Below are 26,210 nucleotides of genomic sequence, written 5' to 3'. Positions count from 1 at the left end.
CGCCTGACGCGAACGCCGCGTCGCGGCCACTTTTTCGCGGCCCCGCTTCGAGAGCGACTGCGACCGTCCCACAGCGGAAACAGCGATATTCTCTGCGAGCGATTCCTGTTGTATGGTTCACACGTTCCCCGACTACCTCGACGTCGACTACGACGACGGCCGCGAGGAGACCGCCGCGGACTACCCGACGCTGGCGGACAAACTCGGAAAGGCGGCCGCGGTGACCGCGACCGCCCTCGAACAGTACGAGCGCCCGGCCGTCATGTGGACCGGCGGGAAGGACTCCACGCTCGTCCTCTCCGTCGTCCGCGAGGTCGCCGCCGACATGGGTGTCCCCGTGCCGCCGGTCGTCTTCATCGACCACTTCGAGCACTTCGACGAGACCGAGGCGTTCGTCCGCGAGTGGGCCGACCGCTGGGGCCTCGACCTCGTCGTCGCCCGCAACGAGGAGTTCGCGCGCCTCGGCGCGTCGCCCGGCGACGAGATTCCCCTCGCGGACCTCGGCGACGGCACCCGCCGCGAACTCGCCCGCCTCGGCTACGAGGGCGAGACAGTCGTCCTCGACGCCGACTCCTTCGAGGGCAACCACCTGTTGAAGACCGTCGCGCTCAACGACGCCATCGAGAACCGCGGCTTCGACGGCGTCTTCTCCGGCGTCCGCTGGGACGAACAGGAGTCCCGCGCCGACGAGACGTTCTTCAGCCCCCGCCACGACTCCGAGAAGTACCCGCCGCACGACCGCGTCCACTCCATCCTCCAGTTCGAGGAGGCCGACGTGTGGGCGGCGTTCTGGAACTACATCGTCCCCGACTCGGTCGAGGGTTATCCCGCGGGACACGTCCCCGAAACGTCCGACGACCTCCCCGACGGCGTCGAACCCGCCGACCTCCCCGTCTCGCCGAAGTACTTCGAGGGCTACCGCTCGCTCGGCACCGAATCCGGCTCCGCGAAGTCCGACGACCGCCCCGCGTGGGTGCAGGACCTCGGCGCGAGCGCGGAACGCGAGGGGCGCGCGCAGGACAAAGAGGACCTGATGGGTCGGCTCCGCGATTTGGGATACATGTGATGCGAGCCGCGCGAAACGCGCCCGCGACGCCGACACCGTAGCGCCTATCTCCCCCAACGCGCTATCGCCTCCATGACAGCCGAGTGGGTCAGCCTCTTTTCCGGCGGAAAGGACTCCTCGTGGGCGCTCTACCGCGCGCTCGAAGAGGGGTTGAACGTCACCCGCCTCCTGACCGTCCACCCCAGCGACGACTCGTACATGTACCACGTGCCGGCGACCGACCTCGCCGCGCTCGCCGCCGAGAGCACCGGCATCGAACTCGTCGAGGTCCATCCCGGCGACCTCGAAGCGACCGACGCCGACGACTCCGGCGCGCAGGGCGACGCCGAACTCGAACCGCTCGAAGCGGCGCTGTCGGAGCTCCAGTCCGACATCGACCTCGCGGGCGTCACCGCCGGGGCCATCGAAAGCGAGTTCCAGACCGACCGGATTCAGGCGATGTGCGACCGCCTCGGAATCGACCTGTTCGCCCCGCTGTGGCAGGAAGACCCCCGCGAACTCGGCGACGCCATGCTCGCGGCGGGCTTCGAAATCACGATCATTCAGGTCGCGGCCCACGGCCTCGACGAGTCGTGGCTCGGCCGGACGCTCGACGCCGACGCGCTCGACGAACTGGCGGCGCTCAACGAGCGGTACGGCGTCCACATCCTCGGCGAGGGCGGCGAGTTCGAGACGCTCGTCACCGACGGCCCGCACATGGACCGCCCCATCGAACTGGAGTACGAGACGGAGTGGGAGGGGACCCACGGCCGGCTCCGCATCACCGACGCGTACCTCGGCTGAGAAATGAGAACCCGCGTCCGCGGCTCGAACCGCGGGTCGGCGTTACTGCTCGTTCGTCAACCGCGAGTGCGCCCCGATGAGGGCGTTCGAGAGGTCGAGGCTATCGATGTGGGTCTCCTCGTCGACGATGGAGTTCTTGAGCTCCGCGTTTCGGATGACCGCGCCGGGGAAGACCACGGAGTCCTCTAGGACGGAGTCTTCGACCACCGCGTCGGCCATGACGTGGACGTTGGTGCCGACCTCGGTGTTCGTGAGCGTCGCCGACTCGTGGATGTAGTTCTCGCCGCCGAGATACCACGCCACGGCGTCGAGGTAGCTCTGGGGCGTGCCGATGTCGAACCACGCCTCGTCGAACGTGTAGGCGAACAGGTCGCCGTTCTGCTGGAGCCACTGCATGAACCAGCCGGGCTCGTCGGGGTTGTTGTCGCCGGAGAGATACTCGTCGAACTTGGGGAGGTCGCCCGCCGGGATGGCGTAGCAGGCGATGGAGACGAGCGTGCTCTTGGGGTCTTCGGGCTTCTCCTGGAAGTTGATGACGCGGTCGCCGTCGAGTTCGACGAGGCCGTAGGCCTTCGCGAGCTCTTTGTCGCCCACGTCGTAGGCGGCGAGACACGGCGCGTTCTTCTCGTAGAAGAAGTCCACGAAGTCGCCCACGTCGAAGCTGATGAGGTTGTCGCCCGCGATGACGACGAGGTCCTCGTCGACCTCCTCGCGGTCGATGAGTTGGGCGAGCGCACCCACGACGCCGAACTTCTCGTCTTCTTCGCTCGTGTCTTCGACCGACAGCGTCGGCTTTTCGAACGGCGACTCGTCGATGTACTCCTCGAACGCGCCGGCGAAGCGCTCGTTCGTGCTCACGAACACCTCCGAGACCCGGTCGTCGGCCTCCAGGTCTTCAAAGATGGTGTCGATGACCGTCTGGTCACCGACGGGTAAGAACATCTTGGGGCGGTGTTTGGTAATCGGCCACAGACGCGTCGCGTACCCACCGGCAAGGACGACTGCCTTCATATCCTCAAATCCCGCCACGTGGACAAGGCCTTTTTGCATCCGCTCTATCTTGCTGACATTTCTCGGCGGGAGACGGCGCAAGGGATTTTCCCTTCGACTCCCAACCCAGCGATATGACAGCCCGGGAGTCCGACACGACGGCCCGCCAGCGCATCGCCGACGCCCTCCGCGACGACCCCGCGACGGCCTCCGAACTCTCGGCGAGCGTCGGCGTCTCGGTGTCGTCGGTGTACGGCCACCTCCAGCACGTCGCCCAAACGGTTCACGGTGAGGACGGCGAGCAGTTCCTCGTCGCGCCGCCGGAGTGCAACCACTGCGGCTTCACCGCCTTCGACGACCCCGTGAACTACCCCTCGCGGTGTCCGGAGTGCCGAAGCGAAAGCATCGAAGAGGCCGTGTTCAAAATCGAGTAGCGAGCGGGGTCAAAACGACGCGATGGTTCGGTTGTGGTAGTCGAGAAACGCGGAACCGAGGTCGTGGTCCTCACGGACTGAAAGCGAGGTTCCGTCTAACTCGCGTTCGTACGCATGGGAGATGGTGTTCGTCTCGGGGTCGACCGCTATCATTCCGTAGTCGAAATCCGCGTGGTGGTCGGGACAGAGGACGAGAATGTTCGCCTCGACGTCCGGGCCGTCGTGGGGTCGCCCGAGCGGTTTGAGATGATGCGCCTCGGCGTATCCGTCGTGAACACCCCGGCGACGGCGCTCTCCACAGACCTGGCACGTGTTGGAGTACCGCGCCTTCAACTCGGTTGCGAGCGCCGTGTTCCGAATGATTCGGCTCCGCGTCGTCTCGGTGCGTTCCGCGGGCGCGAGGTCCGCGGCGGCTTCCTCGTCGTCGACCCGCTCCCGCGTTTCGTGACGGCGGCGGAGCACGAACCGATAGACGTCCCTGTCGTCGCCTTCGAACGGGCCGCACGCGTACTCGACGACTTCGACCTGTCCCTGATATTCCCAGTCGGCCTCCCCCGACTCCCGATGGAAGAAGAATATCGGTAACGGGTGGCGTTTCGCCCGCGCCAGAAACTTGTTTCCGCCGGTGAGCGTCTGGTCACCGGTCCGTCCCTCTCCGATGTACGTGAACTCGCCGCCGGTCACGTCGTCACCGTACGGTCCGGTATCGCTCGAAAAGAGGCGGAGATACCGCTGGTCGTCGTCGTCGTAACAGATTTCGATGCCTCGTCCCGTCATTCCGCGGTCGAACCGCGAGTCGAGTTCTGACCCGCTCAACCGTTCGCCGGGTTCGAGTGAGAGCGCTGCGAGTTCCACAGCAGTTCCGACGACCGACCGACGAAAAAACGTTCTCCCGCGACGGGCGGTGCCGCCCGGACGGAACCGACTAGTTCGCGTCTAACTCGTCCAACAGCGTCTGGGCCGCCGCGGCCGACGAGCCGGGGCCGCGCGCGGTGATGAGGTCGCCGTCGACGGTGACGCTCGTGTCGCTGTCGAGTTCGGCGTCCCAGACGCCGCCGGCGGCCTTCACCTCGTCTTCGACCCAGTACGGGAGCTTCCGACCGTCGGGCATCATGTCGTCGTCGTCGACGATGCCCTCCTCCCACTCGTTGGGGAAGCCGGTGACCTCGCGGCCCTCGACGAGGAACGAGCCGTCGGCCTCGCGGGTGAACCCGAGGATGCCGACGGCGTGGCAGACGACGAGCGCCTTCGAGTCGTCACCGGCGACCGCCTGCAGGAGCGCCTGCCGAGCGTGTCGGTCCTGATTGACGTCCCACGCGGTCCCGTGGCCGCCGGGGAACACCACGGCGTCGTACTCGTCGGCGTCGACCCGCGCAATCGGGTCGGGATTCTGCAGTCGCTCGTCGTTCTCGTGGACCTCGACGACGCGCTCTGCGAGTTCCTCGCCGACCTCGTCGGGGTCGACAGAGCGCTCGTCGACGACCGGCGGCGCGCCGGTCGGCGTCGCAACGGTCACGTCCACGCCGGCGTCGGTCAGAGTCGTAAGCGGCTCGATGCACTCTTCGCCCCAGTAGCCGTCTTCGCTGACGATGAAAAGCGCCGATGTCATCGCTCCCGAGTACGGCCCGGCCACAAAAAGGCCCCGCGGAGGCGGAAATCCGCGGGGGAAGACGGCGCGACAGTGAGGCGTCGCGGCCGCGTCGGTGTCGGGTCAGTCGTCGCCGTGCTCGTCGACGATGACGACTTCGCCGTCTTCGACGGTCACGTTGATGAGCGTCTTGACGTGGTGGTCCGAGTCGTCGAGCTCGTTCGGGCCGGCCTTCTTGATGATTGCGACGGTGTCGACGACGTCCGCGCCGATGTGGTCGAGCGCGTCGAGGACGGCCTTCATCGTGCCGCCGGTCGAGAGCACGTCGTCGAGGACGAGGACGCGGTCGCCCTCGTTGACGTCGTTGATGAACATGTCGCCCTCGGAGTAGCCCGTCTGCTGGTGGAGCGACACCTCGCCGTCGAGGCCGTACTCGCGCTTGCGGATGACGACGAGCGGGATGTCCGTCATCAACGAGACGGCCGTCGAGATGTGGATGCCCATCGCCGCCGGCGTGACGATTTTGTCGACGTTTTCGAGGTTCGCCTTGCGGATGATCTTGATGACGATCTCGCGGAGGAGTCCCGGCTTCAGCATCGGAACGCCGTCGCTGATGGGATGAACGAAGTACTCGTAGTCTCCTTTTTCGATGATCGGCGCGTCGAGAAGGGACTGCCGCAACTGGTCCATGGCGCTCGTTTCCCCGGTTAGGCATAAAATGTGGCGGTTCGAAGGCTCTCGGACACGCCGACCCACGCCGTACGGTATCTCCTCTCGTGGAGGAGACGCCGACGAGCGCGGCCGCTCTCGGTCCGGCGCCGATTCTCGACCCGGAGCGCGACGCTCCGGAGAGGCGGTTACATCCCGCCGAGAAGCTGTGACGCGGTCTTCACGAGCGGCTCGACGCTCTCGTCGGGGTCGACGAAAAGCAGCATGCCGCGGCCGCCGCAGTAGACCTGCAACACGCCGTAGCCGTCGCGCTCCTCGAAGCGGTACTCGACGCTGTTCTGGACCGGACTCAGCCCGGAAAACAGCCCGCGTTCCATGAACTCGCGCCGAGTCTCCTCGGCGAGCGAACTCAGATGCGCCACGAGTTCCTCGCGGCTTTTGAAGTCCTCACGGACCGTCTCACCGACGTGAAACAGGTCGAACGCCGTCGCACCGTAGACGGCGACCAGCGAGACTGCCCCCTTCGCAGTCCCCCGGAGCGCGTCCATCGCGACCTCGCTGTCGGGTCCCGGTCCGTTGACGGATGCCATCCGTGACGGGTCGATTATCATTCGTTTCCCCCCCTGCCCTGACGCTGCGCGTCTCCCTGCCCGGAGCGCGCGCCTGGACGTATCATGAATCTCAGATTGTCAGTTGTTGCTATAAATGTAGAGGTGTAGTTTCGCTCGCTGAAAAACCGGCTCTCAGCCCGGACGAGGCGCCGTTTCTCATCCGATTCGGAGAGCGAGACACGACAGCGAAGCGAAGATCGCGGGGCTGCGAAGGACGTGACAAGGACGGGCGCAGACGTCGGCTGACGGTCGGCTGTCAGTCGGCTCCGGGTTCGGTTCGCTCGCTCGATACCGTGGGAGTCAAGCGGACCTCGGCCCGGAACCCCTCGACCGAGAGCGAGACGACCGTCTCGTCGAAGTCGCAGTCGTAGCGGCGGCGATGCGTGCCGTCGTCGCGGACCTCGGTCGTCGAACTGACGAGACCGCACTCGCACAGCCGGTCGAGCCGTCGGTACACGGTCGGAAGCGAGAGGTCGAGCGTCTCACCGAGCTCCTTGGCGGTGCGGGACTCGCGGCGGAGCGCCACGAGCAGTGCCCGGGACTCGGTGTCTCCGAGTATGTCCAGGAGTTCGTCGCTCGACGCACGTCCGTCCATCTCTGATGAAAGCCTCCGAACCCGCGTATAAAGTAGTTGTGCCCCCGAGGCGGTGACCGCTTTCAGGGCGGGCCAGCGGGGTGAGAGAGGGCCGAACCGGGGACTCCAGAAACTATGACAATTGTATCTCTGAGTGGACACCTCGCGTGCGGACGAAGACGGCTGACGGCGGGACCGCCCCCCTCGCGGACGACGCGGTGGAGTCGCGTGCGCTCGTCGGTGAGACGAGCGCCGCGACGCGTGAGCACAGCGCCGGTCGGGCCGCGCGGACGAATCCCGCCGGCGCGACGAATATTCTCGAAGGGCTGACTGTGCTCTAAGACGTACTATCGTCGTCCGAGAATATAAATTTCGCCCTCGTGAGAAAATCATGAAGTTGATAAATCGCCGAATAAACCGACCGACCGTCCCGTTTCGACGCCGGACAACCAACGGGTTTGACAACACCTAAGTCGGCGCTTCCCGCAATTTCCCCCGTGCAACCCACACCGGAAGTCGTCCTCGCGGTCGTCTTCTTGCCGTTTCTCGCCGCGGCGTTCACCCCGGTAGTCTACCGGCTCTTGGGAGAGCGCACGGCGTACTTCGCGGCCGCCGTCGCGCTGGTCACGCTCGGCCTCGTGACGGACCAGTATCTCGCGGGGGCGCACGGAACCGTGCCGTTCGACTGGATTCCCTCGCTCGGAATCTCGCTGGCGTTTCACGTAGACGGGTTGGCGCTTCTCATCGCCTTCCTCGCCAGCGGCGTCGGCGTGCTCATCCTCACGTACTCCGGAGGATACATGCACGGCGAACCGGGCCAGGCGAAATACTACGCGACCCTGTTGGCGTTCATGGGCTCGATGCTCGGCGTCGCCCTCGCGGGCGACCTCGTCGCCCTGTTCGTCTTCTGGGAGCTGACGAGCCTCTCGTCGTTCATCCTCATCGGCCACTACACCGGCGAGGAGGCCTCCCAGTACGCCGCCCGGAAGTCGATGCTCATCACCGTCTCCGGCGGCCTGTTCATGCTGGTCGGCTTCCTGCTTCTCGTCTGGGCGTCCGGCCAGACGGCGGCCATCGAGGGGACGACCTACAGCATCCCGCTTTTGGTCGAACACGCGGACGCGATTCGCGAGGTCCTGACGGCCTCCGGTCTGCTCGTCCCCGTGCTCGTCCTCGTCGGCCTCGGCGCGGCGACGAAGTCCGCGCAGGTCCCGTTCCACGTGTGGCTTCCCAACGCGATGGAGGCTCCGACGCCGGTCTCGGCGTTCCTCCACTCCGCGACGATGGTCAAAGCCGGCGTCTACCTCGTCGGCCGATTCCGCCCGCTTTTCCTCCCCGAGGACGCGGCGGTGCTCGGCGAGTGGACGCTCGTCTTCGCCGTGCTCGGCCTGCTGACGATGACCGTCGCGGCCATGCTCGCGGTGAGCGCGACCGACATCAAGGAGCTGCTCGCGTACTCGACGGCCTCGCACCTCGGCCTCATCATCGCCGGCTTCGGCTTCGCCAACAGCTACGGCGCTGAGGCCGGCGCGTTCCACATCCTGAACCACGCGAGCTTCAAGGCCGCGCTGTTCATGGTCGCGGGCATCATCGCCCACGAGGCCGGCACGCGGAACATCGAGCGCCTCGGCGGGCTCCGGAAACACCTGCCCGTGACGGCCGTCATCGCGGTCGTCGCGTCGCTGTCGATGGCCGGCTTCCCGCCGTTCAACGGCTTCTACTCGAAGGAGCTGCTGTTCGAATCGACGTACTACGCCGCCGAGCACATGGGCGGCGTCGCGTGGGTCTTCCCGGTCGTCGCGGTGTTCGGGAGCGTCTTCACGTTCCTCTACTCCATCAAGTTCGCCTCGCTGTTCTTCGGCGACGAACCCGACGGACTGGGCCACGTCCACCGCCCGCCGGTGGCGATGCTCGTCCCGCCGGCGATTCTCGGCGCGCTCGTCCTCGCCATCTCCGCCCAGCCGAACCTCTTCATCGAGGGGCTCGTCGGCGACGTGTACGGGAGCGTCGTCCCCGGCGAGGCGCACTCCTTTTCGGTCCACTTCCCGACCGAACTGACCCCGTACGTGATTATGAGTATCATCACCATCGTCGTCGGCGCGGCCGCCTTCCCGTTCTACGACCGCATCCACGACGCCATCAACGCGGCGCTGCGCGGCCCCGTCCGCGCGAACTGGTGGTACGACAACTTCGTCGAGGGACTGACGACGACGAGCGTCGCCGTCACGCCGAAGATTCAGACCGGCCTCCTGCGCACCTACGCGACGTGGGGCCTCTTCGGCTTCGTCGCGCTCGCGCTCGGCGGCTACGCGGTCGCCGGAGTCTCGATGCCCGCGGTCGACGGGCTCAGCGTCTCGATTCCCATCGTGCTCGTGCTCCTCGTCGCGCTCGTCGCCGCCTTTGCGGTCGACGTCGCGCCGTCGCACGTGGCGGGCGTCCTGACGCTGTCTATCGTCGGCTTCATGGTCGCAATCTTCTACATCCTCGCGGACGCGCCCGACCTCGCGTTGACCCAGCTGGTCGTCGAGACGCTCGTGTTGGTCATCTTCCTGCTCGTCTTGGACCGCCTGCCGGCGTTCTACGGCGACGCGCCGGACCGACTCGTCTCCGTCCGCGACGGCCTGCTGTCGCTCGCCGTCGGCGGGACGGTGTTCCTCACCGTCCTGCTCTCGACGGACGCGTCGCCCGATCCGCTGTTACAGGAGTTCTTCGTGAACCGCGCGGGCGTCCCGGCGGAACACGGGCCCTTTTTCGCGGACTACGGCGGCGGGTCGAACATCGTCAACGTCATCCTCGTCGACTTCCGCGGGTTCGACACCATGGGCGAGATTTCGGTCGTCGTGATGGCGTCGCTCGCCATCCTGACGCTGATTCGCATGCGGACGCGGGGTGAAGGCCAGTGAACGGCTCGTCCGGTCGGACGACCGTCATCTCGCGGACCGTCGCGCGCATCGTCGTCCCCATCATCCTGGTGACGGCTATCGCGCTGTTGTTCCGCGGGCACAACCTCCCCGGCGGCGGCTTCATCGGGGCCGTCCTCGCGGCGGCCGCGTTCGCGCTCGTCTACATCATCTTCGGGCTGGAGTTCATCCAGCGGGAGGTGCTCGCCATCAAACCCGACGGCTCGGAGCGACACCGACTCGTCGAGACCTACCGCTGGATGGCCTCGCTCGGCCTCGCAATCGCCGTGGCGTCCAGCCTCGCCCCGCTCGCGTTCGGCGCGCCGTTCCTGACGCAGGGCGTGCTCTTCGTGGAGCACCTGCCCGTCTACGGCGAACTCGAAGTCGCGAGCGCGTTCGCCTTCGACCTCGGCGTCTTCTTCGCCGTCGTCGGCGGCCTGCTCACCATCGTCGCGGAGGTCGGTAACGAATGACCCAGTTCTTCCTCGCCGCCACGCTCGGCGTCCTGTTCAGCATCGGCACGTACCTCGTGCTCCGACGCGACGTGGTTCGCGTCGTCTGGGGTATCAGCATCATCAGCCAATCGGCCAACGTCTACCTCGTCACCATGGGTGGGTTCGACGGACTCGCGCCCATCCTCTCGGGCCACGGCGCGAGCGGTCCGGCACCCTCGGACCCCATCGTGCAGGCGCTCGTCCTCACCGCCATCGTCATCGGCTTCGGGACGACGGCGCTCGCGCTCGTCCTGACCTACCGGGTGTACGAGGAACACGGCACAATCGACATGTACGAACTCGGAGGGAGCAGATGAGCGCGGTCGTCATCGCACCGCTCCTCGTGGCGCTCGTGACGGCGATTCTGACGCTGCTCACGCGCCCGAGCGACATACTCCAACGGACGGTCAGCCTGCTCGGCGGCGTCGCCTACCTCGTCGCCGTCGCCGCCCTGTTCGACGCCGTGGTCCTGCCGCTCGGCGGCGAGTCGACCACGCTCGTCTATCAGGTCTCGAACTGGGCCGCGCCGTTCGGCATCACGCTCGTCGCCGACGCCCTGTCGGTGTTCATGCTGGCGCTCACCGGCTTCGTGTCGCTCCTGGCGCTCGGGTACTCCGTCGCGTCGGTCGGCTCGTTCGGCCAGCGCCTCAGCTACCACACGCTGTTCCACTTCATGGTGGTCGGCGTCACCGGCTCGTTCCTCACCGGCGACGTGTTCAACCTGTTCGTCTGGTTCGAGGTGATGCTCATGTCGAGCTACATCCTCGTGCTGTTTTACTCCGGCCGCGAGCACACCCGCGCGGCGCTCAACTACGTCGTGCTCAACCTCATCGGGAGCGCGGTGATGCTCGTCGCCATCGGCGGTCTCTACAGCACGACCGGGACGCTCAACATGGCCGACATCGCCCGGCGACTGGCCGAACCGGCCGCCTACGACATCGAACTCCTGCCGACGCTCGGCCTGTCGGCGGTGCTGTTCTCGGTGTTCGCGCTGAAGGCCGGCCTCGCGCCCTTCCAGTTCTGGGTGCCCGCGGCCTACCGCGCCGCGCCGTCGCCGGTGACCGCGATGCTCGCCGGCGTCGTGAAGAAGGTCGGCGTCTACGCCATCGTCCGGCTCTACTTCACCGTCTTCGCCGCGGCGTCCATCGACCTCACCTTCCTCGGCATCACCGGTGACTCGTTCCTCGGCTTCTTCGGCCCGGTCATGTTCGTCATGGCCGCGGTCAGCATCGTCCTCGGCGGCATCGGCGCGGTCGGCCGCGACGACGTGGACGGCATCCTCGCGTACTCCTCTATCAGTCAGGTGGGCTTTATCGTCCTCCCGCTGGCGGTGGCCGCGACCGCGCCGTCCGAGGCGGTTCGGGCGCTCGGCGTGACCGCCGCGCTGGTCTACGCGTTCAACCACGGAATCGCCAAGAGCCTGCTGTTCCTCGCGAGCGGCACGCTCAAGGACGTCGTCGGCAGCGACCGCCTCTCCGACCTCGGCGGCCTCGCCGACAGAGCGCCCGTGCTCGCCGCCGGCTTCCTCCTCGGCGCGCTGACGCTCATCGGCGTCCCGCCGCTGTCGGGCTTCTTCGGGAAGTACCTCGTCTTCCAAGCGGCCGCGGAGGCGTTCGCCGCGGGCGCGGCCGGCGCGGGACTCGCGCTCGCCGTCGCGCTCGCCGGCGCTATCTTGACCATCGCCTACTACACCCGCGCGTGGAACGCGGTGTTCTGGGGTCGCCCGAGCGACCTCGTCGACGCCGCGCTCCCCGAGCGCTGGGCCGTCGGGGCGGGCGACGTGGCGATGACCGACGGCGGTGACGACGGCCTCGAACGGCTCGAACTCACCGCGCAGGTGACGGTCGTCGTCGCGCTCGCCGTCGCCGCCATCGGCTTCGGTATCGGCTTCGAGGCGCTGTTCGGTGCCGCGGACGCCGCGGCCCACGCCGCCCTCGACACGAACGGCTACGTCGACGCCGTCATGCACGGTCCGGGCGTCGGTCTCGAATCCGGCGGAGGTGGCCACTGATGAGCCGCCGCTGGCCGGTTTCGGGGGTCGTCATGGCCGTCCTCTGGCTGTTCGTCCGCGGCGTCGAACTGACGCCCCAGCGCCTGCTGGAGGAGTTCATCATCGGCCTCGGCGTCGGGATGGGCATCGCCTTCTTCTTCCGGCGGTTCTACGGCGACGAAGCGCCCATCGCGCGGAGCCTCCGCGTCGCGCCCTACGCGGCGCTGTACCTCGCGACGTTCCTCTGGGAACTCCTCACGGCCAACGTCGACGTGGCGGTGCGGACGCTGTCGCCGTCGATGCCCATCGACCCCGCCGTGGTCGAGGTGCCGCTCCGCGTGCGGACGCCGCTCGCCATCACGACCATCGCGAACAGTATCACCCTCACTCCGGGGACGCTGACCATGGATTACGACGACGAAACCAACTCGCTGTACGTGCACAGCATCGACGGGAGCGACCCCGGCGGCATCCTCGAACCCATCCGCCGCTGGGAGGACTACGCGCTCGTCATCTTCGACGAGGAACTGAAACCGGGCGACCCTGCGCCGCAGGCCGGGGTTCGCCCCGCGGACGGCGGCGACGCGCCCGCCGCCGCGCCGGGAGGTGAGCAACATGGCTGAGCCCGCGTACCTCGCGTGGATGGACTCGGTGCTGTTCGCCGGCCTCGCGCTCGCCGCGGGGCTGACGCTCCTCGTGAGCTACCGCGTCATCCGCGGGCCGACGGTGCCCGACCGGGTCGTCGCGCTCGACACCATCGGGACGAACGTCGTCGCCATCGCGGCGCTGTACGCCATCTGGAGCCAACAGGGCTACTTCGTCGGCGTGAGCCTCGTGCTCGCCATCATCGGCTTCATCAGCACGATTACCGTGGCTCGGTACGTCACGGAGGGGGACATCATCGAATGACCGCCGCAGAGACCGCGGCCGCCGCGACGGCCGGTCCCGTTCGCGCGGCGCTCGTCATCCTCCTGACGGTCGTGGGGAGCTTCTTCCTCCTCGTCGGGACCATCGGCCTGCTCCGGTTCCCCAACGTCTACAACCGGATGCACGCCACCTCGAAGGCGACCACGCTGGGGGCGGCCTCCATCGCGCTCGCCGCGACGGTGTACTACCTGCCCAACGGCGACGGACTGATGGCGCTCGTCACGGTGTTGTTCCTGTTCCTCACCGCGCCGACGGGCGCGCACATGATCTCGCAGGCCGCCCAGCGCATGGGCGTCCCGTTCCTCGACGGGGTCACGTGGCCCAGACAGGACGCCGCGCCGGGCGACGCCGACGGTTCGGACGCCGCGAACGGCGACGACTGACGACCCATCGCGGCCCTATTTTTCGAACTCGCCCGCCAGTTCGGCAGCCACGCGCGCGCCGAGTCCGTCTTTCGACCCGACGTACTCGCTCGTCTCGTCGGCGCGGACGACGAGCGCGCGGGTCTCGTCCGCGCCCATCACGGAGGCGTCGTTGGCGACGACGAACGCGAGGCCGACGCGGTCCATGATGCGGCGGGCCTCGCCGACCATCGCCTCGTCGTCGCCGGTCGTCTCGGCCTTGAAGCCGACGATTGGGAGGTCCGGATGTGTCTCACGGACGGCGTCGATGAGCTTCGGCGCGGGTTCGAGGTCGAGCGTGCGCGCCTCGCCGGAGCGAATCTTCTCGTCGGCCGCCTCGACGGTGAAATCGGAGATGGCGGCCGCGGAGACGAGCGCGTCGGCGTCGGCGTCGACCGCGGCCTCGACGGCGTCCAGCATCTCGGCGGCCGACTCGACGGCGAGCACGTCGGCGTAGTGGACGTCGTCGCCGTCGTGGACGAGCGTCACGTCCGCGCCGCGGATGGCGAGCGCGCGGGCGACGGCGCGGCCCGTGCGACCGGAGGCGCGGTTCGAGAGGGTGCGGATTGGGTCGATGGACTCCGTCGTCGCGCCGGCGGTGACGACGACGGATTTCCCGGCGAGGGGCTGTTCGGTCGTCGCCTTCGCTACGCCGGTGACGATGGCCTCCTCGGTGGCGAGTTTCGCCTTCCCCTCCTCGATGCGCGGGTCGACGAACTCGACGCCCCACGACCGCACCCGCTCGATGGCGTCGAGGACGCCGGGGTGGTCGTACATGGGCTCGTGCATCGCGGGCGCGACGACGACCGGGACGCCCGCGCCGAGGGCGGTGGTCGCGGTCGTCGTCACGGGGGAGTCGTCGACGGCGGCGGCTATCTTGCCGACCGTGTTGGCGGTCGCGGGCGCGACGAGGAACACGTCGGCCCAGCCGTCGCGGCCGCAGAGCTCGACGTGTTCGACGCGGCCGGTAATCTCGGTCACGACGTCGTCGTCGGTGGCGAACTCGACCGCCCACGGGTGGATGATACCGGTCGACGCGTCGGTCATCACCGCGCGGACCGACGCGCCCCGGCGGCGGAGTTCGTGCGCCAGTTCGACGACTTTCACGGCCGCGATACTTCCCGTCACCCCGAGCGCGACGTTCACACCTTCGAGCATTCACTCGTCTCTGCGCCCGCTACCCGCTAAAAGGATTCGCGTCCGCGGGCGAACGCGGGACCGGCGGACGGTCCGCCCGCGGCGTGGCTGGTTCGGTTACTCGTCGAGTCGCCCGAGTTCGTCGTCGACGAGGCTCGGGTGGGTGCGCTGGGGTTCGTCGTGCGGCTCGGCGAAGAACTCGCGCATGACCTCGCGGGACTCGCGCTCGCGGCGGTCGCGCTCGTCGGCGTCGATCTCCTCGCAGGCCGGCGGCACCTCGCGGCCGCGGTCGGTGAAGTAGCCGGTCGGCGCGACCCAGTCGTTGTAAAAGGCCGCCCCCGAGTCGTGGACCAGCGTGATGGCCGTCTCCGCGGCGTCGCCGGCGGCGACGACCGCCTGGTGGTAAATCTCGGTCAGTCGGCCCGCGGCGTAGACGCCGGGGACCGCCGTCCGTCCGAGGTCGTCCACGCCGACGTAGGTCTTCGATCCCGCGGCGCGGAGGTCGACGCCCGTGTCTTCGAGGTACGACGCGTCGGACCACGACGCGGCGACGACCCGCGACGTCTCGACGGTCTCTTCGCCGTCGTCGGTCTCGACGGTCGCGCGGAACAGCGGGTCCTCGTCGTCGCCGAGCACGTCGAGGTCGGTCACGCGGCCCGCCAGTCGGGCCGCGCCGCTGCGGTCGGCCTGTTCGGAGAGCAAGTCGGTGAACAGCCGGCTGTTGACGCCCGCCGGGAAGCCGGGGACGTTTTCGAGGTGGGCGTTCCGGCGAACGATCGGCTCGTCGTCGTTGACGACGAGGGTGTCGAGGTCGGCGCGCGCGAGGAACGTCGCGGCGGTGAGGCCGGCGACGCCGCCGCCGACGACGAGCGCGTCTCGTGGAGCGGTCTCGGTCATGTCGTGCGATAGCTCAGCGGCGAGTAAAACCGTGCGGGTGTCGCCGAAGTCTGCCGAATCTCGCGGCGTGCGGGTGCGGCGGGACGGGACGGGCTACCGCCCCAGCGACGCGCCCGTGTCGTTGAGCCAGCGGTTCTCGACCGCCTCGACGCTGACGAGGCCCGCGGAACCGGGGTCTCGCCCGCCGTCGCCTTTCGGCGACATGCGGAGCCGGAGCCGCCAGCGGCCGTCCGAGAGCGCCTCGCCGTCGAGAAATCGAACGGTTCGCTCCGGCGTCCGGCGGAGGAGAGCCACGGCGATCGGAAGCGTCGGAATCCGGCCGGTGCGCTCCGCGAGCGCGTAGTCGCCGAAAGTGAGTTCCCACGTCCGAGCGCTGTCGTCCCCGTCGGTCCGGGCGTCCGTTCGGGTGTCGGCCCGAGCGTCGGGTCCGGCGTCGACATCGCGCGCGCCGTCCGCCTCGGCGTCGGGAATCGGCCGCACTGAGTAGCCCTCGACGAAGCCGACGGCTTCGAGGTGTCGAAGCGTCGCGTCCACGGGGTTCGGCGTCGCGGTCGGAGAAAACAGGTCCGCGGCCGCCTCGACAGCCGCCCGCCGCTCGGCCGCCGAGAGGCGAACGTCCAGTTCGCTCATCAGGCTCCACACCAACGTCAGACAGAAGTCGTCGTGGTCGTCGACGACCTCGGCCAGCGTGAGGTACGTCTCCATCGCGGCGGTCTCGGCCTCTCTGTAACCGAGTTCCGACAGCGCCTCGAACAGCGCGCCAGCGGTGTCGTGGCAAAAGGCGCTGTAGCGGGCGTACTCGTCCGCCGACGCCTCGGTGGCCGCCCGCGGGAGTCCCTCGGCCACCTCGTAGACGAGCGGGTCGTCGTACGGGATGTTCGGGTCGTATCGCCGGAGCGCCGCCCGGTAGTCCCGCGTCAGTTCCGCGGCCTCCCCGGCGGCGCGCCGGTCCGGAAACCGCCGGCCCGTTGCGGCCGCAGGCTCAGACCCCGTGCGGCCGCACACGACTGCGTAGTCGCCGTCGGGACGCGCCAGAGACCGAATCTCGGCTCTGATGTCCCGAAGCGTCCCCCCCACCATTCGGCTCTATGTCGGCCCACCGACCGATTATAGGTTGCGATTGCGATGCCCATTCGGCTCCGCTGACGGGGTCGACGCCGCCCACAAGGCTTTGGTCCCGCCGACCCCATTCGACGCCCGTGGACGAGATAGCCGTCAGCACCGTCGTCTACCTGCCGCCCGAGGAGATATACGAGTTCCTCGTGGACTTCCCGCGGTACGCCGACTACTCGAAGCACCTGCGTGACGTGCGGCAGTCGGGCGACGGGTCGCCGGGGACGCGGTACGCCCTGTACTTTTCGTGGTGGAAGCTCACCTACACCGCCGAGTCGAAGGTGACGGACGTCACCCCGCCGACGCGAATCGACTGGACCATCACCAAGGACGTACACGCCGTCGGCCGCTGGCGAGTCGAGGAGCTCGACGACCTGCCGGCCGAGGCCCCGTCGGACGCCGACGCCGCCTGCCGCGTCTTCTTCGAGGTCGAGTACGACCCCGACAGCGTCTCCGCGGGCGATATCGACCTCCCGCGGTTCGTCTCGCTCGGGTGGGTCATCGACAGGCTCCGACCGGTGCTCCAGAAGGAGGCGGAGCGAATCGTCGAGCGCATCGTCGCCGACATCGAGGGGCGACCGCGGCGCGTGGAACTAACGGTACACTCGAAACCGGGGCCGTGAGCGACGGTGTGCCGGGGATTCGAGAAGGGAAATGCACATACGCGCCCGCTGACCAACACAGGGGTATGACAGGGGCTGGTCTCTGGTGCGCGTGATAATCATCGGTGCCGGGCAGGTCGGGTCGTCCATCGCGGCCGACCTCGACGAGACCCACGAGGTCGTCGTCATCGACTGCGACCCCGAGCGCGTCGACGAACTGAACTACTCGCTCGACGTGCTCGCGCTCCACGGCGACGGCACGTCCGTGGACACGCTCGAAGAGGCCGACGTGGAGCGCGCCGACATGGTCATCGCCTCGACCGACGACGACGAGACGAACATCGTCGCCTGCGCGACCGCCAAGGCCATCTCGGACGCCTTCACCATCGCCCGCGTCAAGAACACGGAGTACCTCCGGACGTGGCAGCGCTCCGAGAAGGCGTTCGGCATCGACTTCATGGTCTGTACGAACCTGCTCGCCGCGGAGTCCATCGTCCGCGTCGTCGGCCTCCCCGCCGCCCGCGACGTCGACCCCTTCGCGGGCGGGCAGGTCCAGATGGCGGAGTTCGAAGTCGACGAGGAGAGCCCCGTCGCCAACCAGACCGTGAGCGAGGCCGACCGCTTCGACTCGCTGACGTTCGCGGCCATCCTCCGCGACGGCGAGGTGACGATTCCCCGCGGCGACTCCGTCATCGGGCCGGGCGACCGCGTCGTCGTCATCGGCAGCCCCAAGAGCGTCCAGGGGTTCGCAAGCTCCGTCTCGCCGGACGAACCGCCGGGCACCGCGGAGGAGGTCGTCATCGTCGGCGGCAGCGAAATCGGCTACCACGTCGCCCGCCTGCTCGAAGAGCGCGGCTTCAAGCCCAGACTCATCGAGCACGACGCGGAGCGCGCCCGCGACCTCGCGGAGATGCTCCCCGGAACCATCGTCATGGAGAGCGACGCGACCGACGTGGACTTCCTCGAACGCGAGTACATCGGCGACGCCGACCTGCTCGTGGCGGCGCTCGACTCCGACGAGAAGAACCTGCTCGTGTCGCTTCTCGCCGCCCGACTCGGCGTCGAACGCACCGTCGCCGTCATCGACACGACGCCGTACGTGGAGCTGTTCGAGGCCGTCGGCGTCGACGTGGGCGTCAGCCCCCGCGAGGTCGTCGCAGAAGAGATAACCCGCTTTACCCGCGAGGGCGGCGCGGAGAACGTCGCGCTCATCGAATCGAACAAGGCCGAGGTGCTGGAAATCGAAGTCGACGCCGAGAGCGTCCTCGCGGGCAAGCCGATTCGCGAGTCGGTCGCCACGCTCCCCGAGGGCGTCGTCATCGGCGCGATAACCCGCCGCCGGGAGTTCATCACCCCCCGCGGCGACACCGTCATCGAACCCGGCGACCACGTCGTCGTCTTCGTCGATAGCTGCGTCATCGACGACGTGGCCCCGAATCTGTGAGTCGGCCCGTCGCCGGACGGTCGTCCTAACGGCCCCGCCGCGGTACGACGCCGCATCCGGCGCGAACCCGAACACGGAAGAACCCGGCGCTCGGTACGTTAGTCCACGGATGAAATTGCGGGTCGATTACAGAGCCAGCCTGCGTCTCGTGGGGACCGTCCTGAAGTATCTCGCGGTCCCTCTTTGTTTCCCGCTCGTGGTCGCGCTGTACTACGGCGAGTCGGTGCTCCCGTTCGTCGTCACGATGGCCGTCACGGTCCTCGTCGGCACGGGGCTCGAACGGCTCGCCGACGAGCCGGACATCGGTGCCCGCGAGGGGTTCCTGATGGTCGCGGTGACGTGGTTGGCGGTCACGATAGTCGGCGCGATACCGTTTCTCATCGAGGCCCACGGCATCCCCCTCCTCGCGTCGCCCGTCCACCCGGAGTCGACCCTCGGTAACCCGGCGAACGCGCTGTTCGAGACGATGAGCGGCTTCACAACGACCGGAGCGACGGTGCTCGGCGACATCTCGTTCGACTCGCACACCCGCGGCATCATGATGTGGCGACAGCTCACCCAGTGGCTCGGCGGGATGGGTATCGTCGTCCTCGCGGTCGCCATCCTCCCAGAACTCTCCGTCGGGGGCGCACAGTTGATGGACGCCGAAGCGCCCGGCCCCGGCATCGAGAAGCTCACCCCGCGCATCGCCGAGACGGCCCGCGCGCTCTGGGGCGCGTACCTCGGTCTCACCGTCCTCGAAATCGTCCTCCTCTACGGACTCAACGTCACCGGTCACGCCCCGAACATGGGCGTGTACAACGCCATCGCCCACGGGCTGACGACGATGCCGACCGGCGGGTTCTCGCCGGAGGCCCGCAGCATCGAGGCGTTTTCGGCGGCCGCGCAGTGGGTCATCGTCCCCTTCATGGTCGCCGCCGGGACCAACTTCGCGCTGTTTTGGCACGTCCTCACGGGCGACCCGAAGCGGCTGTTCCGCGACACCGAGTTCAAGTCCTACCTCGGCGTCATCGGCGTCATCTCTGCCATCCTCGCGGGGGTTCTGTTCCTCGGCGACGGGCTCACGTCCGTCGCGCCCGCGGGCGAGACCTACGACCAACTCTACCTCGAAGGCATCCGCACGGCCATCATCGGCAACGTCGAGCCCGCGGTCCGGCAGTCGGTGTTTCAGGTCGTCTCCATCGTCACGACGACGGGCTACGCCAGCATCGACTTCAACGCGTGGAGCGCGCCGACGCAGTACGGCCTGCTGTTCGCGATGTTCATCGGCGGCTCCGGCGGGTCGACCGGCGGCGCGGTCAAAATCGTCCGCTGGTACGTCATCGTGAAGTCGCTCCGCCGGGAGCTGTTCACGACGGCCCACCCCGAGGCGGTCCGCCCCGTCAGGCTCGCGGGCCGCGCGGTCGACGAGCGCGCCATCCGCGGTATCTACGCCTTCACGCTCCTGTATCTCGTGCTGTTTTTCGTCTCGACCGGCCTGCTCCACCTCGACGCCGCGCGCATCGGCTTCGACGTGAGCATCCTCGAAACCATGAGCGCCGTCGCCGCGACCCTCGGCAACGTCGGGCCGGGCTTCGGCGTCGCCGGACCGATGGGGAGCTATCTCGATTTCTCCAACGGCTCGAAGCTGTACATGGTGCTTCTCATGTGGGTGGGCCGGCTGGAGATACTGCCCGTGTTAGTCATCTTCACGCCGGAGTACTGGCGGCGGTAGCACCGGGGACGAAAAATCGGGCCTCGGGGTTCCTCAGGGGTTCAGTCCGTAGATGGCCGACCGGGTGAACACCAACACCGGGATGATTTCGAGGCGACCGACCCACATGTTAAAGAGGAACATCGCCTCGGCCCACGGGTTCATCCACGGGCCGGTGATGCCCGTCGAGATGCCGACGTTCCCCTGTGCGGACGCGACTTCGAACAGCGCGTCGGCGTAGGTGAACTCCGGCCCGGCGAGGTTCGCGAGGAGGACGCTCGACCCGACGAGGAGGAGCACCCAGAGCATCGAGACGATGGCCGCCTCGGAGAACTCGCGATCCATCTCGGTCCGCGAGAGGCGGCGGCCGTTCATCTCGATGTTGACGACCGCGCTCTCGGGGAGGAACACGCGGGAGAACTGCCAGCGGATACCGCGAGAGATGGTGTAGCCGCGGATGATTTTGATGCCGCCGACGGTCGACCCGGCGGCCCCGCCGAGGGTCATCGCCCCCGACAGGAGCACCTTCCCGCCGTCGGACCACTCGCCGAGCGGCGCGGCCTGAAAGCCGGTGCAGGTGAGCGCGCTCACCCAGTGGAACGCGGCGTCGCGGACGGCGTCCGACTCCGGCCCGCCGACGACGCCGGCGAGTCCGAAGTAGTCGGCGGTCTCGACGAACGCCGAGCCCGCGGTCGTCGGGAGGCTGACGAGGTTCTGGACGGCGAGCGCGACCCCGCCGACGGCGAAGAGGACGAGGAGCCAGCGCGTCTGGAGGTCGCCCCAGAGGCGGTCGATATCGCGGTTTTTCAGGACGGCGTAGTGGACGGGGAAGGCGATTGCGCCCAGCGCCATGACGGGGAGCAACACCGTCTCGATGAGCGGCGAGTCGTACGTGCCGATAGAGCCGTCGGTGACGGCGAACCCGCCGGTCGAAAGCCCCGTCATCGCGTGGTTGAGCGCCTGCCACGCGACCTCCCACAGCGGGAGCGTCGCCCCGTAGTCGCTGGCGCGGATGGCGACGAAGAGGACGGCCACCGACAGGAGCGTGTAGCCGACGAAAATCTTCCAGACCGTGCGGACCGTCGAGACGACGCTCGGGTGAATCTTCTCCTCTCTGGCCTCGCCGCGGTACAGGGCGTAGCTCCCGCTGCCGGGCCGCGAGAGGATGGAGACGGTGAGGACGATGACGCCCACGCCGCCGACCCACTGGATGAGCGAGCGCCACCACTGAATCGTCCGCGGGAGCGACGGCTCGTGGACGCCCATCGTCAGCCCGCTTCCGGTCCAGCCGCTCATGCTCTCGAAGAGGGCGTGCAGCGGGTCGCGGAAGTAGACGAGGCTCGACTGGGCGTAGTCGACGCCGGCGGGGACGAGCGCCGTGAAGACGCTCTGCGGGGCGAACTGCGCCGTGAGGAAGAAGGGAAGCGACCCGAACGCGGCGGTGGCGAACCAGCCCGCGGCGGCGATTATCATCCCGTGTTTCATGCGGGGGTTGGGCGCGCCCTCGAAGGCCTTCCGCGCGCCCAGTCCGACGAACGCCGTCGCGCCCCCGGCGGCGAGGAACGCGAGCGCGGCGTACCACTCGCGGAAGCCGACCGCGACGAGGACCGTGGCGGTCATCAGGGCGGCCTCCATGACGAGAAGCGACCCCACGTCGCGGCCGATGACCGCGAGGTCGGCGGGCCACCCCGAGACGGTTCGTCCGCGGCGGGGCATCAGTGGTCCTCGTAGTGGCCGAACACGTCAGTCACCTCGGGCGTCGCACCCTTCGCGGAGTAGACCGTCAGGAGGTCGCCGGACCCGATAGTGGTGTTCCCGCGGGGCGTCACGGGGTCGTCGTCGCCCTCGCGCTCGACGGCGACGATGAGGGTGTCCCCGTCGAGGAGGTTCTCCTGTGCGGCCTCCTGAATCGTCATCCCCGTGATGGGCGCGCCCTCGTCGACGCGGATTTCGAACACCTCGGCGTGCTCGCCGATGCGCATGTAGTCGACGATGGAGGGGCGTTTGACCGCCCGGTAGAGGTACTCCGCGATGAGTCGCTGGGGGTTCTCCATCGTGTTGACGCCGATTTGACGGTAGAGGTTCATGTGCTCGGGGTTGTGGACGACCGAGACGATGTCGGGGATATCGAGCTCCTTCGCCAACAGACAGACCATGATGTTGGTCGCGTCCTTGTCGGTCGTCGTGATGATGGCGTCGGCGCGGTCCGCGCCGGCCTCGTCGAGCGTCTGTTTGACCGTGGCGTCGTCGTTGAGGACGAGGCAGTCGAACGTCGCGGCGGCCGCCTCGGCTTTCGCCCCGTCGCGCTCGACGACGACGACCTCGTTTCCGCCCTCGGTGGCGATTTCGATGAGCGGCGTGCCGATGTTTCCCGCGCCGACGACGATGATGTACATGACGTTCCGGCGTGCGCGTCGGGTCGTGGAAAAACTATCGGCATGGCGTTCCGTCGCCCGAAAACGGACCACAGCAGAGATAGCCTGCTGCTTCGGAACCAAGCGCCCGAGAACCCCCCGCGACCGACTCAGTTCTCGACCGCGGACGCGGCGCGGACGATGGTCTCCTCGCCGAACTTGGGGCCGATGAGTTGGAGGCCGACCGGGAGACCCTCGGTCTCGCCCGCCGGGACCGAGATGGCGGGGAGATTCGCGAGGTTCACCGGCACGGTGTTGGCGTCGGCGAGGTACATCTGCAGCGGGTCGTCGAGGCTCTCGCCGAGTTCGAACGGCGGGACGGGCATCGTCGGCGACGCGACCACATCGACGTCCTCGAACGCCTCGTCGAAGTCCTGTTTGACCCACGCGCGGGCGTCCTGCGCCTTCGCGTAGTACTTGTCGTGGTAGCCGGCGGAGAGGGCGTACGTGCCGAGGAGGATGCGGCGTTTGACCTCGGAGCCGAAGCCTTCCTCGCGGGCGCGGGCGAACGTCTCGTTCCAGTTCCCGTCGTAACCGCCGGATTTGCCGTAGCGAACGCCGTCGAAGCGAGCGAGGTTCGACGACGCCTCGGACATGGCGATGACGTAGTAGGCGGCGACGGCCTTCTCGACGGACGGCATGCTGATCTCGCGGTACTCCGCGCCCTGCGCTTCGAGTTCGTCGAGCGCGGCCCAGAACGCCGCCTCGACGCCGTCGTCCGCGCCCTCGACGAACTCGGTCGGGACGCCGATGGTGAGCCCTTCGACGTCGCCGTCGGCGGCCGCGGCGTAGTTCGAGTCCGCGCCGGCGTCGCGGGTCGTGCCGTCGCGGTCGTCGGGGCCGGCGATGACGTCGAGGAGCGCGGCGGCGTCCTCGACGGTCGGCGCGATTGGGCCGATCTGTTCGAGGGAGTTCGCGTAGGCGACGAGGCCGTACCGCGAGACGAGGCCGTAGGTCGGCTTGATGCCGACGACGCCGCAGAACGCGGCGGGACAGCGGATGGAGCCGCCGGTGTCGGTGCCGAGCGCGAGGTCGGCCTCGCCGGCGGCGACGGCCGCCGCGGAACCGCCGGAGGAGCCGCCGGGGACGCGGGACTCGTCGACGGGGTTCTTCGTCGGGCCGAACGCCGAGGTCTCGGTCGTCGTCCCCATGCCGAACTCGTCCATGTTGGCCTTGCCGGCGATGGTCGCGCCGGCGTCCTTCAGGAGTTCGACGACGGTCGCGTCGTACGGCGGGACGTAGTCTTCGAGCATCGCGGAGCCGCAGGTCGTCCGCAGCCCCTCCGTGGAGATGTTGTCCTTGACGGCGACCGTCTTGCCCGAAAGCGGGCCGTCGTCGGAGCCGTCGAGCGTCTCTTTCGTGATGAAGGCGTTCAGCGACATTACGACACCCGCGGGCCCTTGAAGAAGCCGTCTTCGGTCTCTGCGGCGTTCGACAGCGCCTCCTCCTGGGTGAGGCCGTCGCGGACCTCGTCGGGGCGCATCACGTTCACCAGTTCGTCCTCGCGGTCGACTTCGGGGACCTCGTCGAGGGCGTCGAAGTAGCCGAGGATGTCCGCGAACTGCGCCGCGAACTCCTCGACTTCGTCCTCGTCGAGGTCGACCCGCGCCAACTCGGCGACGTGTCGGACCTCGTCGGCGTCGACGGGCGTATCGCTCATGTATCGGAGGAGTGGGAGACCGGGAGTAAGAGTTTCGGTGTGGGTCGTTTCGTCCGGTCCCCGGGCGAGCCCGCCCGGCCGAGACCGCCGGCGAGACGGCCGGGACCGGCCGTGCGAACCCGCGTCATTCCGTCCTCCCGTCGCCGTCAGATATAAGTAACGAGGGTCAATACGAATAGACGGAGAACGACCGTTCCCAGTTGCTTCTCTCGCACACAAATGACAGAAAGTGTCCGACGTTTCACGACCGGTAACGCGCGCGTGCGCAAAGAGAATACTGAAGATACCGAGCAGACCGACACCGAGCGGGAGCAGACGCCCTCGTGTCCCGAGTGCGGCTCGGAGAGCCTCGTCTCCGACACCGAACACGGCGAGACGGTCTGCGACGACTGCGGCCTCGTCGTGGAGGAAAACGAGATCGACCACGGCCCCGAGTGGCGCGCGTTCAACTCCTCGGAGAAAGACCAGAAGTCCCGCGTCGGCGCGCCCACGACGAACATGATGCACGACAAGGGGCTGTCGACCAACATCGGCTGGCAGAACAAAGACGCCTACGGGCGCTCGCTGTCGTCCCGCCAGCGCGAGAAGATGCAGCGGCTTCGGACGTGGAACGAGCGGTTCCGCACCCGCGACTCGAAAGAGCGCAACCTCAAGCAGGCGCTCGGCGAAATCGACCGCATGGCCTCGGCGCTCGGCCTCCCGGACAACGTCCGCGAGACCGCCTCGGTCATCTATCGCCGCGCGCTCGACGACGACCTCCTTCCGGGTCGTTCTATCGAGGGCGTCGCCACCTCGGCGCTGTACGCCGCCGCCCGGATGGCCGGCACCCCACGCTCGCTCGACGAAATCACGAGCGTCTCGCGCGTCGAGAAGGACGAAATCGCCCGCACCTACCGCTACGTCGTCCGCGAGCTCTCGCTGGAGATTAAGCCCGCCGACCCCGAGCAGTACGTCCCGCGGTTCGCCAGCGAACTCGGTCTCTCCGACGAGTCCGAGCGGCGCGCCCGACAGCTCTTGAAGAACGCCAAAGAACAGGGCGTCCACTCCGGCAAGTCGCCGGTCGGCCTCGCCGCCGCCGCCGTCTACGCGGCCTCGCTTCTCACTAACGAGAAGGTGACCCAAAACGAGGTCTCCGAGGTCGCCAACATCTCCGAGGTCACCATCCGCAACCGCTACCACGAACTGCTCGAAGCCGAAGAGCAGGTCCAACTGCCCTAACTCGGCCGGTCCGTTCGTTTCGCGCCGTCGCGTCTCGACTCGTTTCATCTCGTTCCGTCCCGTTCTGTCCCGCACCGTCTCGTTCCGCAACAGCCATGGCGCTCGCTCCGGAGCCACAGCCATGGAGACGACGCGACATTTCACCGCGACGGTGTACATCGTCAACGACGGCGCCGTGGCGCTCCACCGACACGAGCGCCTCGGCATCCGCATTCCGCCGGGCGGCCACGTCGACCGCGACGAACTCCCCCACGAGGCCGGCCTGCGCGAGGTCCGCGAGGAGACGGGCCTCGACCCGGAACTCGTCGATGACACGGCATCCGTCCCCGCACCCGCCGGCCGGGCGCTCCCCCAGCCCCGCCGGCAGATGCTCTACGACATCAACATTCACGGCGACGGCTCGGTCGGCCACCAGCACATCGACCACGTCTTCTACGCCCGCGTGGACTCCCGCGACATCGACCCCGCGCCGGGCGAGGCGGGGACCGAAGCGTGGGACTGGTACGGCCCCGAAGACCTCCGCGAGAGCGACCTCGACCCTGACACGGTACAGTTCGCGCTGGAGGCCATCGCGGTCGTCGGCGACGACGAACGGGAAAACTAGC

The 26,210-nt window shown here is 68.1% G+C and carries 29 protein-coding genes; 16 read left to right on the top strand and 13 right to left on the bottom strand.

Annotated features, from left to right (window positions below; genetic code table 11):
- Nucleotides 1–112: 112 nt before the first annotated feature.
- The gene (locus tag FY251_RS02395; RefSeq protein ID WP_148413292.1) at nucleotides 113–1,066 is read left to right on the top strand and encodes a phosphoadenosine phosphosulfate reductase family protein; all 954 of its coding nucleotides are present in this window, start codon (nucleotides 113–115) and stop codon (nucleotides 1,064–1,066) included.
- Nucleotides 1,067–1,138: 72 nt separating this feature from the next.
- Nucleotides 1,139–1,849, top strand: coding sequence for a diphthine--ammonia ligase (locus tag FY251_RS02390; RefSeq protein WP_148413291.1), 711 nt, complete (start codon nucleotides 1,139–1,141; stop codon nucleotides 1,847–1,849).
- A 42-nt stretch (nucleotides 1,850–1,891) separates the two neighbouring features.
- Here the strand turns inward: FY251_RS02390 and FY251_RS02385 are convergent, their stop codons facing one another.
- Nucleotides 1,892–2,860, bottom strand: coding sequence for a sugar phosphate nucleotidyltransferase (locus tag FY251_RS02385; protein WP_148413290.1), 969 nt, complete (start codon nucleotides 2,858–2,860; stop codon nucleotides 1,892–1,894).
- 113 nt (nucleotides 2,861–2,973) lie between these two features.
- Between FY251_RS02385 and FY251_RS02380 the strand changes: the two genes are divergently transcribed.
- Entirely contained in the window at nucleotides 2,974–3,273 is a 300-nt protein-coding gene (locus FY251_RS02380; RefSeq protein WP_148413289.1) for a transcriptional regulator, read from the top strand.
- A 9-nt stretch (nucleotides 3,274–3,282) separates the two neighbouring features.
- Here the strand turns inward: FY251_RS02380 and FY251_RS02375 are convergent, their stop codons facing one another.
- The 5 genes from FY251_RS02375 to FY251_RS02355 all read right to left on the bottom strand — a co-directional run bounded on the left by FY251_RS02375 (nucleotide 3,283) and on the right by FY251_RS02355 (nucleotide 6,736).
- The gene (locus FY251_RS02375; protein WP_148413288.1) at nucleotides 3,283–4,128 is read right to left on the bottom strand and encodes an HNH endonuclease; all 846 of its coding nucleotides are present in this window, start codon (nucleotides 4,126–4,128) and stop codon (nucleotides 3,283–3,285) included.
- A gap of 70 nt (nucleotides 4,129–4,198) precedes the next feature.
- The gene (locus FY251_RS02370) at nucleotides 4,199–4,882 is read right to left on the bottom strand and encodes a type 1 glutamine amidotransferase domain-containing protein (RefSeq protein WP_148413287.1); all 684 of its coding nucleotides are present in this window, start codon (nucleotides 4,880–4,882) and stop codon (nucleotides 4,199–4,201) included.
- Nucleotides 4,883–4,984: 102 nt separating this feature from the next.
- Nucleotides 4,985–5,551 carry a hypoxanthine/guanine phosphoribosyltransferase gene (gene hpt / locus FY251_RS02365; RefSeq protein ID WP_008092696.1) on the bottom strand — a complete coding sequence of 189 codons (567 nt, stop codon included), beginning with the start codon at nucleotides 5,549–5,551 and terminating at the stop codon, nucleotides 4,985–4,987.
- 167 nt (nucleotides 5,552–5,718) lie between these two features.
- On the bottom strand, nucleotides 5,719–6,120 hold the full coding sequence (locus FY251_RS02360) for a hypothetical protein (protein WP_042662202.1): 402 nt from the start codon (nucleotides 6,118–6,120) through the stop codon (nucleotides 5,719–5,721).
- Nucleotides 6,121–6,397: 277 nt separating this feature from the next.
- The gene (locus FY251_RS02355) at nucleotides 6,398–6,736 is read right to left on the bottom strand and encodes a winged helix-turn-helix domain-containing protein (RefSeq protein WP_148413286.1); all 339 of its coding nucleotides are present in this window, start codon (nucleotides 6,734–6,736) and stop codon (nucleotides 6,398–6,400) included.
- Nucleotides 6,737–6,882: 146 nt separating this feature from the next.
- On the opposite strand from FY251_RS02355, the gene FY251_RS22395 reads away from it, so the two are divergent.
- The 8 genes from FY251_RS22395 (at nucleotide 6,883) to mnhG (ending at nucleotide 13,409) form a co-directional block, all read left to right on the top strand.
- Entirely contained in the window at nucleotides 6,883–7,056 is a 174-nt protein-coding gene (locus tag FY251_RS22395) for a hypothetical protein (RefSeq protein ID WP_187367342.1), read from the top strand.
- A 156-nt stretch (nucleotides 7,057–7,212) separates the two neighbouring features.
- Nucleotides 7,213–9,618, top strand: a complete 2,406-nt coding sequence (mbhE, locus tag FY251_RS02350) for a hydrogen gas-evolving membrane-bound hydrogenase subunit E (RefSeq protein WP_148413285.1) — start codon at nucleotides 7,213–7,215, stop codon at nucleotides 9,616–9,618.
- Complete coding sequence (locus FY251_RS02345) at nucleotides 9,615–10,088, top strand: MnhB domain-containing protein (RefSeq protein ID WP_148413284.1); 474 nt, start codon at nucleotides 9,615–9,617, stop codon at nucleotides 10,086–10,088. Before mbhE ends, FY251_RS02345 begins: the two co-directional genes overlap by 4 nt.
- Nucleotides 10,085–10,426: a sodium:proton antiporter gene (locus tag FY251_RS02340; protein WP_004043872.1), complete on the top strand. Its 342-nt coding sequence runs from the start codon at nucleotides 10,085–10,087 to the stop codon at nucleotides 10,424–10,426. The genes FY251_RS02345 and FY251_RS02340 overlap by 4 nt, the downstream gene beginning before the upstream one ends.
- A complete protein-coding gene (locus tag FY251_RS02335; protein WP_148413283.1) occupies nucleotides 10,423–12,120 on the top strand; it encodes a complex I subunit 5 family protein in 1,698 nt (565 codons plus the stop codon). Before FY251_RS02340 ends, FY251_RS02335 begins: the two co-directional genes overlap by 4 nt.
- A complete protein-coding gene (locus FY251_RS02330) occupies nucleotides 12,120–12,722 on the top strand; it encodes a Na+/H+ antiporter subunit E (RefSeq protein ID WP_148413282.1) in 603 nt (200 codons plus the stop codon). Before FY251_RS02335 ends, FY251_RS02330 begins: the two co-directional genes overlap by 1 nt.
- Nucleotides 12,715–13,008, top strand: coding sequence for a monovalent cation/H+ antiporter complex subunit F (locus FY251_RS02325; protein ID WP_004063987.1), 294 nt, complete (start codon nucleotides 12,715–12,717; stop codon nucleotides 13,006–13,008). Before FY251_RS02330 ends, FY251_RS02325 begins: the two co-directional genes overlap by 8 nt.
- Complete coding sequence (gene mnhG, locus FY251_RS02320) at nucleotides 13,005–13,409, top strand: monovalent cation/H(+) antiporter subunit G (protein WP_148413281.1); 405 nt, start codon at nucleotides 13,005–13,007, stop codon at nucleotides 13,407–13,409. Before FY251_RS02325 ends, mnhG begins: the two co-directional genes overlap by 4 nt.
- 15 nt (nucleotides 13,410–13,424) lie before the next feature.
- Here mnhG and coaBC read toward each other — a convergent pair whose 3' ends face one another.
- The 3 genes from coaBC to FY251_RS02305 form a co-directional block, all read right to left on the bottom strand.
- Nucleotides 13,425–14,585 (bottom strand): bifunctional phosphopantothenoylcysteine decarboxylase/phosphopantothenate--cysteine ligase CoaBC, encoded by a 1,161-nt coding sequence (coaBC, locus tag FY251_RS02315; protein WP_148413280.1) that lies wholly within the window; start codon nucleotides 14,583–14,585, stop codon nucleotides 13,425–13,427.
- A gap of 96 nt (nucleotides 14,586–14,681) precedes the next feature.
- Complete coding sequence (locus FY251_RS02310) at nucleotides 14,682–15,461, bottom strand: FAD-binding protein (protein ID WP_148413279.1); 780 nt, start codon at nucleotides 15,459–15,461, stop codon at nucleotides 14,682–14,684.
- A 93-nt stretch (nucleotides 15,462–15,554) separates the two neighbouring features.
- Nucleotides 15,555–16,541 (bottom strand): hypothetical protein, encoded by a 987-nt coding sequence (locus tag FY251_RS02305; protein WP_148413278.1) that lies wholly within the window; start codon nucleotides 16,539–16,541, stop codon nucleotides 15,555–15,557.
- 119 nt (nucleotides 16,542–16,660) lie between these two features.
- On the opposite strand from FY251_RS02305, the gene FY251_RS02300 reads away from it, so the two are divergent.
- From FY251_RS02300 to FY251_RS02290, 3 genes are all read left to right on the top strand, one after another.
- On the top strand, nucleotides 16,661–17,197 hold the full coding sequence (locus tag FY251_RS02300) for a type II toxin-antitoxin system RatA family toxin (protein WP_148413277.1): 537 nt from the start codon (nucleotides 16,661–16,663) through the stop codon (nucleotides 17,195–17,197).
- 85 nt (nucleotides 17,198–17,282) lie between these two features.
- A complete protein-coding gene (gene trkA / locus FY251_RS02295; protein ID WP_148413276.1) occupies nucleotides 17,283–18,620 on the top strand; it encodes a Trk system potassium transporter TrkA in 1,338 nt (445 codons plus the stop codon).
- A 109-nt stretch (nucleotides 18,621–18,729) separates the two neighbouring features.
- Nucleotides 18,730–20,334, top strand: coding sequence for a TrkH family potassium uptake protein (locus tag FY251_RS02290; RefSeq protein ID WP_148413275.1), 1,605 nt, complete (start codon nucleotides 18,730–18,732; stop codon nucleotides 20,332–20,334).
- Nucleotides 20,335–20,367: 33 nt separating this feature from the next.
- Here FY251_RS02290 and FY251_RS02285 read toward each other — a convergent pair whose 3' ends face one another.
- The 4 genes from FY251_RS02285 to gatC all read right to left on the bottom strand — a co-directional run bounded on the left by FY251_RS02285 (nucleotide 20,368) and on the right by gatC (nucleotide 24,387).
- Complete coding sequence (locus FY251_RS02285) at nucleotides 20,368–22,029, bottom strand: TrkH family potassium uptake protein (RefSeq protein WP_148413274.1); 1,662 nt, start codon at nucleotides 22,027–22,029, stop codon at nucleotides 20,368–20,370.
- Nucleotides 22,029–22,709 (bottom strand): TrkA family potassium uptake protein, encoded by a 681-nt coding sequence (locus FY251_RS02280; RefSeq protein ID WP_089778539.1) that lies wholly within the window; start codon nucleotides 22,707–22,709, stop codon nucleotides 22,029–22,031. Before FY251_RS02280 ends, FY251_RS02285 begins: the two co-directional genes overlap by 1 nt.
- Before the next feature lie 128 nt (nucleotides 22,710–22,837).
- On the bottom strand, nucleotides 22,838–24,109 hold the full coding sequence (gene gatA / locus FY251_RS02275; protein WP_148413273.1) for an Asp-tRNA(Asn)/Glu-tRNA(Gln) amidotransferase subunit GatA: 1,272 nt from the start codon (nucleotides 24,107–24,109) through the stop codon (nucleotides 22,838–22,840).
- Nucleotides 24,109–24,387: an Asp-tRNA(Asn)/Glu-tRNA(Gln) amidotransferase subunit GatC gene (gatC, locus tag FY251_RS02270; RefSeq protein WP_004064004.1), complete on the bottom strand. Its 279-nt coding sequence runs from the start codon at nucleotides 24,385–24,387 to the stop codon at nucleotides 24,109–24,111. Before gatC ends, gatA begins: the two co-directional genes overlap by 1 nt.
- A gap of 261 nt (nucleotides 24,388–24,648) precedes the next feature.
- On the opposite strand from gatC, the gene FY251_RS02265 reads away from it, so the two are divergent.
- Complete coding sequence (locus FY251_RS02265) at nucleotides 24,649–25,605, top strand: transcription initiation factor IIB family protein (protein WP_187367319.1); 957 nt, start codon at nucleotides 24,649–24,651, stop codon at nucleotides 25,603–25,605.
- 121 nt (nucleotides 25,606–25,726) lie between these two features.
- Nucleotides 25,727–26,209, top strand: a complete 483-nt coding sequence (locus tag FY251_RS02260) for an NUDIX hydrolase (protein WP_148413271.1) — start codon at nucleotides 25,727–25,729, stop codon at nucleotides 26,207–26,209.
- The last annotated feature ends 1 nt before the right edge of the window (nucleotide 26,210 follow it).

Source organism: Haloferax sp. KTX1 (assembly GCF_902410085.1).
GTDB classification, from domain to species: domain Archaea; phylum Halobacteriota; class Halobacteria; order Halobacteriales; family Haloferacaceae; genus Haloferax; species Haloferax massiliensis.
This window is presented reverse-complemented; position numbering and strand designations above follow the sequence as displayed.

Excerpts from the sequence above, each read along its gene's own strand:
- FY251_RS02335 (WP_148413283.1), top strand. The coding sequence starts at position 10,423 with ATGAGCGCGGTCGTCATCGCACCGCTCCTCGTGGCGCTCGTGACGGCG.
- coaBC (WP_148413280.1), bottom strand. The coding sequence starts at position 14,585 with ATGCTCGAAGGTGTGAACGTCGCGCTCGGGGTGACGGGAAGTATCGCG.
- gatA (WP_148413273.1), bottom strand. The coding sequence starts at position 24,109 with ATGTCGCTGAACGCCTTCATCACGAAAGAGACGCTCGACGGCTCCGAC.
- mnhG (WP_148413281.1), top strand. The coding sequence starts at position 13,005 with ATGACCGCCGCAGAGACCGCGGCCGCCGCGACGGCCGGTCCCGTTCGC.
- FY251_RS02355 (WP_148413286.1), bottom strand. The coding sequence starts at position 6,736 with ATGGACGGACGTGCGTCGAGCGACGAACTCCTGGACATACTCGGAGAC.
- FY251_RS02305 (WP_148413278.1), bottom strand. The coding sequence starts at position 16,541 with ATGGTGGGGGGGACGCTTCGGGACATCAGAGCCGAGATTCGGTCTCTG.
- FY251_RS02385 (WP_148413290.1), bottom strand. The coding sequence starts at position 2,860 with ATGAAGGCAGTCGTCCTTGCCGGTGGGTACGCGACGCGTCTGTGGCCG.
- FY251_RS02370 (WP_148413287.1), bottom strand. The coding sequence starts at position 4,882 with ATGACATCGGCGCTTTTCATCGTCAGCGAAGACGGCTACTGGGGCGAA.
- FY251_RS02310 (WP_148413279.1), bottom strand. The coding sequence starts at position 15,461 with ATGACCGAGACCGCTCCACGAGACGCGCTCGTCGTCGGCGGCGGCGTC.
- FY251_RS02330 (WP_148413282.1), top strand. The coding sequence starts at position 12,120 with ATGAGCCGCCGCTGGCCGGTTTCGGGGGTCGTCATGGCCGTCCTCTGG.
- FY251_RS02390 (WP_148413291.1), top strand. The coding sequence starts at position 1,139 with ATGACAGCCGAGTGGGTCAGCCTCTTTTCCGGCGGAAAGGACTCCTCG.
- gatC (WP_004064004.1), bottom strand. The coding sequence starts at position 24,387 with ATGAGCGATACGCCCGTCGACGCCGACGAGGTCCGACACGTCGCCGAG.
- FY251_RS02360 (WP_042662202.1), bottom strand. The coding sequence starts at position 6,120 with ATGGCATCCGTCAACGGACCGGGACCCGACAGCGAGGTCGCGATGGAC.
- FY251_RS02260 (WP_148413271.1), top strand. The coding sequence starts at position 25,727 with ATGGAGACGACGCGACATTTCACCGCGACGGTGTACATCGTCAACGAC.
- hpt (WP_008092696.1), bottom strand. The coding sequence starts at position 5,551 with ATGGACCAGTTGCGGCAGTCCCTTCTCGACGCGCCGATCATCGAAAAA.
- FY251_RS02325 (WP_004063987.1), top strand. The coding sequence starts at position 12,715 with ATGGCTGAGCCCGCGTACCTCGCGTGGATGGACTCGGTGCTGTTCGCC.
- FY251_RS02290 (WP_148413275.1), top strand. The coding sequence starts at position 18,730 with ATGAAATTGCGGGTCGATTACAGAGCCAGCCTGCGTCTCGTGGGGACC.
- FY251_RS02380 (WP_148413289.1), top strand. The coding sequence starts at position 2,974 with ATGACAGCCCGGGAGTCCGACACGACGGCCCGCCAGCGCATCGCCGAC.
- FY251_RS02395 (WP_148413292.1), top strand. The coding sequence starts at position 113 with ATGGTTCACACGTTCCCCGACTACCTCGACGTCGACTACGACGACGGC.
- FY251_RS02285 (WP_148413274.1), bottom strand. The coding sequence starts at position 22,029 with ATGCCCCGCCGCGGACGAACCGTCTCGGGGTGGCCCGCCGACCTCGCG.
- FY251_RS02280 (WP_089778539.1), bottom strand. The coding sequence starts at position 22,709 with ATGTACATCATCGTCGTCGGCGCGGGAAACATCGGCACGCCGCTCATC.
- FY251_RS02340 (WP_004043872.1), top strand. The coding sequence starts at position 10,085 with ATGACCCAGTTCTTCCTCGCCGCCACGCTCGGCGTCCTGTTCAGCATC.